Annotated in this window: 5 protein-coding genes, 1 tRNA gene and 1 pseudogene; 3 read left to right on the top strand and 4 right to left on the bottom strand. The window is 49.0% G+C overall.

The features are described 5' to 3' along the window. Positions 1-133: 133 nt before the first annotated feature. The 3 genes from ACJHVI_RS06460 to pckA form a co-directional block, all read right to left on the bottom strand. Positions 134-226: transfer RNA gene (locus tag ACJHVI_RS06460), tRNA-Ser, on the bottom strand. Positions 227-309: 83 nt separating this feature from the next. Then, positions 310-498 carry a carbon storage regulator CsrA gene (csrA, locus tag ACJHVI_RS06455; protein ID WP_483183876.1) on the bottom strand — a complete coding sequence of 63 codons (189 nt, stop codon included), beginning with the start codon at positions 496-498 and terminating at the stop codon, positions 310-312. Between the two features lie 157 nt (positions 499-655). Continuing rightward, on the bottom strand, positions 656-2,260 hold the full coding sequence (gene pckA, locus ACJHVI_RS06450; protein ID WP_483183875.1) for a phosphoenolpyruvate carboxykinase (ATP): 1,605 nt from the start codon (positions 2,258-2,260) through the stop codon (positions 656-658). Positions 2,261-2,558: 298 nt separating this feature from the next. On the opposite strand from pckA, the gene carA reads away from it, so the two are divergent. From carA to carB, 3 genes are read left to right on the top strand one after another with little or no spacing between them, the layout of a single operon-like run. Next, positions 2,559-3,698 carry a glutamine-hydrolyzing carbamoyl-phosphate synthase small subunit gene (gene carA / locus ACJHVI_RS06445; RefSeq protein WP_483183878.1) on the top strand — a complete coding sequence of 380 codons (1,140 nt, stop codon included), beginning with the start codon at positions 2,559-2,561 and terminating at the stop codon, positions 3,696-3,698. A 25-nt stretch (positions 3,699-3,723) separates the two neighbouring features. Beyond that, positions 3,724-4,371 (top strand): leucine efflux protein LeuE, encoded by a 648-nt coding sequence (gene leuE, locus ACJHVI_RS06440; RefSeq protein WP_483183874.1) that lies wholly within the window; start codon positions 3,724-3,726, stop codon positions 4,369-4,371. A 42-nt stretch (positions 4,372-4,413) separates the two neighbouring features. Next, positions 4,414-7,626 (top strand): carbamoyl-phosphate synthase large subunit, encoded by a 3,213-nt coding sequence (gene carB / locus ACJHVI_RS06435; RefSeq protein ID WP_483183873.1) that lies wholly within the window; start codon positions 4,414-4,416, stop codon positions 7,624-7,626. A 241-nt stretch (positions 7,627-7,867) separates the two neighbouring features. Here carB and ACJHVI_RS06430 read toward each other — a convergent pair. Further along, positions 7,868-7,982 (bottom strand): annotated as a pseudogene (locus ACJHVI_RS06430) (IS982 family transposase); the annotation flags it as partial.

Below are 7,982 nucleotides of genomic sequence, written 5' to 3'. Positions count from 1 at the left end.
TTTCTTAAGATTGCTTAAGATAACTTAAGACAATTAAATTTTAGCAAGAATTTGATTTTGTATTCTTTTATTCTAAACTTTAGACTTGTTCAGACGTAAAAAAACCGCTTAAAACTAAGCGGTTTCAATAGGTTGGCGGAGAGGAAGAGATTCGAACTCTCGATAGGGGTATAAGCCCTATACTCCCTTAGCAGGGGAGCGCCTTCAGCCACTCGGCCACCTCTCCGTCATGAGGTGGCGAATTATATACAAAAAAAAAGCTGCTGTAAAGTGGCAACTTTCTTTTTGTACTTGCGGCTTCATATTATCTTAATCTTTCGCGATCTCTTCAGTATTTTCTTGTAAAAGCCGCTGATAGATTTCCTCTCGATGAACAGCAATATGATCTGGTGCTTCAATTCCTAAACGAACTTGATTGCCTTTAACCGCTAGTACTGTCACTTGGATCTCATCATCAATGATGATGGTTTCACCAATCCTTCGCGTCAGTATTAACATGGCTTTAATGTCCTAATTCACAGATAAGGGAGGCGCATTATAGCAATGTTCAATCTCAGCCGCGATAACTTTTGCTTATGCTTATGTAATTTTTCTATTGCTAGCAGTGAGATAGTCTGCAAAATTCGCTTTTGCAGACTACCTTCATCCGTTCGCCTTAGACGATTTTTTTCGGCATTGCCGATTTCAATTCGTCATTCGCTTGATTGATATAGTTTTTATTGAAATTATTCTCAAAACGCTCAACGAGATCGTTCGCCTGCTTGGCATAATCTTCCTGATTTGACCAAGCATTTTGCGGCTGCAAAATATCGGAAGGCACATCAGGACATTGGGTAATAATTTCAAAACCAAAACGCGGATCGGTAATACTAGGAGCATCTTTGAGTTTGCCTGTATTGATGGCATCGACAATGGCGCGAGAATATTTTAATTTGATTCTTTCACCGCTACCGTAAGCGCCGCCGGCCCAACCGGTATTCACCAACCAAACATCTACTTGATGTTCTCGAATTTTTTCCGCTAACAGTTCCGCATATTTTGCAGGATGCCAAACCATAAAGGGCGCACCGAAACAGGCGGAGAAGGTCGCTTGCGGCTCAGTTACCCCCATTTCTGTTCCGGCAACTTTGGCGGTATAGCCTGAAATAAAGTGATACATCGCTTGTGCCGGATTGAGTTTTGCCACAGGAGGCAGAACACCAAAGGCGTCGCAAGTCAGGAATATAACGTTTTTGGGCTGCCCTGCAACACAAGGAATGCGTGCATTATTTATAAATTCAATCGGATAACTGACGCGTGTATTTTGCGTGATACTGGTATCGCTAAAATCCACATGATGGTTTTCATCAAGCACTACATTTTCTAACACTGCACCGAATTTAATCGCGCCGTAAATATCGGGCTCTTTTTCTGCCGATAAGTCAATGGCTTTGGCATAGCATCCGCCTTCAATATTAAATACGCCGTCATTTGTCCAAACATGCTCGTCATCGCCGATCAAATCGCGGTTTGGGTCAGCAGATAAGGTGGTTTTACCTGTACCGGATAAGCCGAAAAGTATGGTGGAGGTTTCGCCGCCGCGCTCAACGGTTGCGGAGCAATGCATAGGGAATTCTCCCTCTAAAGGCATGAGATAATTCATAATGGTGAATACGCCTTTTTTCATTTCACCGGCGTATTCCGTACCTAGAATTACCATCTCTTTGCGTTCAAAAGAAAGCGCAACGCTGGTTTTGCTGCTGACGCCTTCGACGCTTTCATCTGCAGGACATTGTCCAGCATTAAAGATAACGTAATCCGGCTCGCCGAATTCGGCTAATTCCGCTTCAGTCGGGCGGATAAGCATATTGTGCATGAAGAGCGCGTGGTAAGGACGCGTGGTTATAACGCGGATTTTACGGCGATAGCGCGCATCCCAACCGGCAAAACCGTCTAATACATAGAGCGTTTCGGCATTGCTTAAAAATTGAGTAGCGATATCGCGGTTTGCCATAAAAGAAGCGTCGCTTAATTTGATGTTGATATCTCCCCACCAAATATTCTGTGAAGAATCAGCATGTTCTACAATTCGTTTATCCTTAGGCGAACGACCTGTTTTTTCGCCTGAATAAGCGACTAAAGCGCCATTAGAAGTTATCGCGGCTTTCGAATCATGCTGCAGCGCTTGTTGGTATAAAGCAGCCGGCGGCAAATTACGAAATGCTGTTTGTGTAATGCCATATTGTGTGAGGGAAAAGGATTTCTGTGTCAAAACGCTCATTAGATGCCTCCATCTTTTTCATGTATTACCTTATCAGAATTTTAGCACTATTGTTTATAACAAGAAACACCCCATTCAAATTTTATTTTTCCCACAGAAAAACAACAAAAGAAAACTTTTATATCTCTAATTTTTTATAAGTATTAACGATAAGTTCACATAAAACTATTTTTCGTCTTCTGCAGCTGCCGCTTCCTTGCCGGGTAAACATAAGAAATCGGAGATAAATTAATAATTTTCGGCAAAGCCGAAAGGCTTCCGTTAAAATAAGCAGGTTTATCAAAAATTCGGCGGAGATATCATGCAGAAAGCAATCCTTGCGCTGGCTGACGGCAGCATTTTTCATGGGCGGGCGATTGGTGCCGAAGGGCAGCAATGCGGCGAGTTGGTGTTTAATACCTCTATGACGGGTTATCAAGAAATCCTAACCGATCCTTCTTATTTAGGACAAATCGTTACCTTAACCTATCCGCATATCGGCAATACGGGCGTGAACAGCTTAGATGTGGAATCGGGCAAAATCCAAGCGGCGGGATTGGTGGTGCGCGATGCGCCGAGTTTTTACAGCTCTTGGCGCGCCGAAGGTTCGCTGTCGGATTATTTGAAAGAACAAGGCATTGTTGCTATTTCGGATATCGATACGCGCGAGCTGACGCGCCGTCTGCGCACGCAAGGTGCGCAAAATGCCTGCCTGATGTGCGGCGATGACATCGATGAAGCCGCCGCAGTTGCCGCCGCCTGCAATCATCCAAGTATGACAGGGCAGGCGCTTGCCACGCAGGTTTCCGTACAGGACATCAGCCCCTACAGCCAAGAAAGTATTTGGGAGGCGGCAAACGACAGCTATCCCGAACAATCGGGCGATTTACATGTTGTCGCCTACGATTTCGGCATTAAACGCAATATTCTGCGCCTATTGGCACATGCCGGCTGCCGCATTACGCTCGTGCCTGCCGACTGTCCCGCGCAAGAAGCGCTGGCGCTCAATCCGCATGGCATTTTCTTATCCAACGGGCCGGGCGATCCCGAGCCGCTGAAAGCGCAAATCGCCGCCATTCAAGTCTTTTTAGAGAAAAACATACCGATTTTCGGCATTTGTCTGGGACATCAATTGCTGGGCTTGGCAGGCGGTGCTAAAACCCTCAAAATGAAGCACGGACACCACGGCGCCAATAACCCTGTGGCGGATACGCAGACAGGACGCGTCATGATTACCTCACAAAACCACGGCTTTGCCGTTGACGAAAACAGCCTGCCCGCTAATGTAATTGCTACGCACCGCTCTTTATTCGACGGCACATTGCAGGGACTGGCTTGGACGGACAAACCCGTCTTTGCTTTCCAAGGACATCCCGAAGCCGGCCCCGGCCCGCGCGATGCGGAAATCCTCTTCTTGCGCTTTACCAATACCATGCGCCAATATGCGCGCCAGCATTGATATGTTCAAAAACATCTAGCGCATCATGTTTGGGATTACCGACCTCGCCGCCTATCTGATTGGCACGACCGCGATTATCTTGGTTCCGGGGCCAAATTCCATGTATTGCCTAAGCGTGGCGGGACAATACGGTGTGGAAACCGCCTACCGCAGCATCTTCGGCATTTTATTGGGAGACAGCCTGCTCATGTTGGCGACCGTCTTAGGCGCAGGCGCATTGCTGAAACTCTATCCTGTGCTTTTTCACGGCGTGCAACTCTTGGGCGGCTTATATCTCGCCTATATCGGCTGGCAATTGCTCAAAAGTGCGGCGCAGACGTGGAAAAACCGTATGCAGCAACAGACGGAGGCGGGCGAGCGCACCCCACCCAAACACGTCTTCAAACGCGCCCTTGCCTTGAGCCTGACCAATCCCAAAGCGATTTTATTTTTCCTCTCATTTTTCGTGCAATTTGTTGATCCGACTTATCGGCATCCGGCATTGAGCTTTTTGGTGCTGGCGATACTGTTGCAGCTGATTAGCTTTGCCTATCTCAACGTATTAGCCTTTGCCGGCGACCGCTTGGTACAAGCCTTTTGCACAAGGCGTAAACTTGCCGCGCTGGGCATGGGCGCAGTCGGTGTGTTATTTATCGGATTTGCGCTCAAACTCTGGATGAGCTCGATAGAATGAGACACAAATATCTAATGAAATTAACCCAAAACGAGAAACATTATGCCTAAAAGAAGCGATATTCAATCCATCCTTATCATCGGTGCTGGACCAATCGTGATTGGTCAGGCCTGCGAATTCGACTATTCCGGCGCGCAGGCTTGCAAGGCGCTTAAGCGCGAAGGTTTTCGCATTATTTTGGTCAATTCCAATCCTGCCACGATTATGACCGATCCTGAAATGGCGGATGCGACTTATATCGAGCCGATTCAATGGCAGACGATTGAAAAAATCATTGAAAAAGAACGTCCTGATGCCATTTTGCCGACCATGGGCGGGCAAACCGCGCTTAATTGCGCTTTGGATTTGGCAAAGCATGGCGTATTGGCGAAATACGGCGTGGAATTGATCGGGGCTTCCGTGAAGGCGATTGAAACCGCTGAAGACCGCGATTTGTTCAAACAGGCAATGGATGAAATCGGCTTGGGCAGTGCCAAATCTTTCGCCGTGCATACGATGGAAGAAGCGCGCGCGGCGCAGGCGCAATTCGGCTTTCCCGTGATTATCCGCCCCTCTTTCACATTGGGCGGCTCGGGCGGCGGCATTGCTTACAATAAAGATGAATTTGAAGAGATTACCGCTTACGGCTTGGAGCTTTCGCCGACCAATGAAGTCTTGCTCGAAGAATCTTTGCTGGGCTGGAAAGAGTTTGAAATGGAAGTGGTGCGCGATAAAAACGACAATGCGATTATCGTCTGCTCGATTGAGAATTTCGATCCGATGGGCGTGCATACCGGCGATTCTATTACCGTCGCCCCCGCCCAGACATTGACCGATAAGGAATACCAAGTCCTGCGCGATGCTTCGATAGCTATTTTGCGCAAAATCGGCGTGGAAACCGGCGGTTCTAATGTGCAATTTGCGGTTAATCCCAAAGACGGTCGCGTGATTGTGATTGAGATGAATCCGCGCGTCAGCCGTTCTTCCGCCTTGGCATCAAAAGCCACCGGTTTTCCGATTGCTTCGGTGGCGGCGCGTTTGGCGGTGGGCTACACCCTCGACGAGCTGAAAAACGAAATCACCGGCGGCGTTACGCCTGCTTCATTTGAACCGGCGATTGACTATGTGGTGGTTAAAATTCCGCGTTTTGATTTTGTAAAATTCAAACAGACCAACCGCCGCTTAAATACGCAGATGCGTGCGGTGGGCGAAGTGATGGCGATTGGGCGCACCTTTAAAGAATCGTTGCATAAAGCGATTCGTTCTATGGAAGAAGGGCATTTGGGCTTCAGCCGTATGGATACGGCAGAGGAAGATTTGCAAGGTTTGATTTCCACGCCGACCCCCGAGCGGATTTTCCATGTGGCGGAGGCGTTGCGTCAAGGCTGGAGCGTGGAGCAGCTCTATCAAAGCACGGCGATAGATCCTTGGTTCTTGGCGCAAATGGCGGAAATGATGGATATGGAAATGGCATTGCGCGGCGGCACAGTCGATTTGCAAGATGCCGGCAATCTGTACGCCTATAAACGTGCGGGATTTTCCGATGCGACTTTGGCGCAATGCACAGGCAAAAGCGAAAAAGAAATTCGGGAATTGCGCCGTGCCTTAAACGTGCTGCCGGTGTATAAGCGCGTGGATTCCTGTGCGGCGGAATTTGCCAGCAGCACCGCCTATCTCTATTCCAGCTATGAAGAATTCTGCGAAGCCGAGCCGAGCGATAAGCGCAAAATCATGATTTTAGGCGGCGGTCCGAACCGTATCGGACAAGGAATTGAATTCGACTATTGCTGCGTGCATGCCGCTTTAGCCCTCAAAGAAGACGGCATCGAGACCATTATGGTGAACTGCAACCCCGAAACCGTTTCCACCGATTTCGATACCGCCGACCGCCTTTATTTCGAGCCGCTGACTTTGGAAGACGTGCTGGAAATCGTGCGCGTGGAGCAGCCCGACGGTGTCATCGTGCAATACGGCGGACAAACGCCGCTGAAACTGGCGCGTGCTTTGGAAGCCGAAGGCGTAAACATCATCGGCACCTCCCCCGATGCCATCGACCGCGCTGAAGATCGCGAACGCTTCCAGCAATTGCTGCAAACCCTGAATCTGCGTCAGCCGCCGAACCGTACCGCCAGCGACACCGCGACCGCTCTGCAAAAAGCCCAAGAAATCGGCTATCCCTTGGTGGTGCGTCCGTCCTATGTTTTGGGCGGTCGTGCTATGGAAATTATCTATAATGACCAAGATCTTGAGCACTATATGCAGGAAGCCATTCATATTTCCCCCGATGCGCCGATTTTGCTCGACCGCTTCTTAAACGATGCGATAGAAGTCGATATCGATGTTATCAGCGACGGTAAACAGGTAGTTGTCGGCGGCATCATGGAGCATATCGAAGAAGCCGGCGTACATTCCGGCGATTCCGCCTGCTCTTTACCGCCGTATCGCCTGCCCGCCCATATTGCCGATGAAATTGCGCGTCAAGCCAAAGAAATGGCATTGGCATTAAACGTCGTCGGGCTGATGAACACGCAATTTGCCGTGCAGGGCGAAGACATTTTCGTCTTGGAAGTCAATCCGCGTGCTTCGCGTACCGTGCCTTTCGTCTCGAAAGTAACGGGGCGTTCGCTGGCGAAAATCGCCGCCCGCTGCATGGCGGGGCAAAGCCTGTCGGAACAAGGCATTCACGCGCCGATTGCTGTGAAAAAATATGCCGTCAAAGAAGCCGTCTTCCCCTTTGCCAAATTCCAAAACGTCGATCCCATTCTCGGGCCGGAAATGAAATCCACCGGCGAAGTCATGGGCGTGGGCGAGAGCTTTGCCGAAGCCTTCCAAAAAGCGCAGCGTGGCGCGGGCGAACGCATGCCCAAACAAGGCGGACGCGTCTTTATCTCTGTGAAAAACAAAGATAAGAACAAAGCCGCCGAAGCTGCGCGTCTGCTCTTGGGGGCGGGCTATCAATTAGTCGCTACAGACGGCACCGCCGCCGCCCTGCAAGATCAAGGCATTGCCTGCGAACGCGTGAATAAAGTCGCCCAAGGCAGACCGCATATCGTTGACCACATCATCAATGGCGAGATTGACCTCATCATCAACACGACCGAGGGCAAGCAGTCGATTGCCGATTCCTACGATATCCGCCGCCAAGCCCTGATGCACAAAGTGCATTACACCACTACGATGGCGGGCGGTATGGCTATCGCTACCGCGCTGGCGCGTGAGCAAAGCGAGGAACAAGTCCGCTCCCTGCAGGAAATCCATGCCGAATTGGCTGAATAATCCTAGCGCCCAAGCCCCGTGCTTGGGCTTTTTAGAAAAATTTCAAAAACAATCGGATAATTTAAAAAATCTGCATTGTAATGCGGATTTCTAAATGCTTGGTTGTTTTTCTGATATATCAGTGGTATTAAACAGCAAAGCATTTTTAAAGATTGCCCATTTGCTTAAAAAAGTTGAGAAGCAATTAGTGCTTAATTGCCCCTTTAGTTCTAAAATAACCTGAGTTCGGGATAAGCCCCCTCTATTTAGCAGCCGCCAAAGCATTCTTCCCAAACATCTGCGGCTTATACGCAAACAAGCAATATGCCGTTAATCCAGAAATCAGATTCGACAAAAATCCCTTCTCTGAACGATGG

Source organism: Suttonella sp. (genome assembly GCF_056855035.1).
Note: the sequence above shows the minus strand (reverse complement) of the source record. Positions and strands in the feature narration are given on the sequence as shown.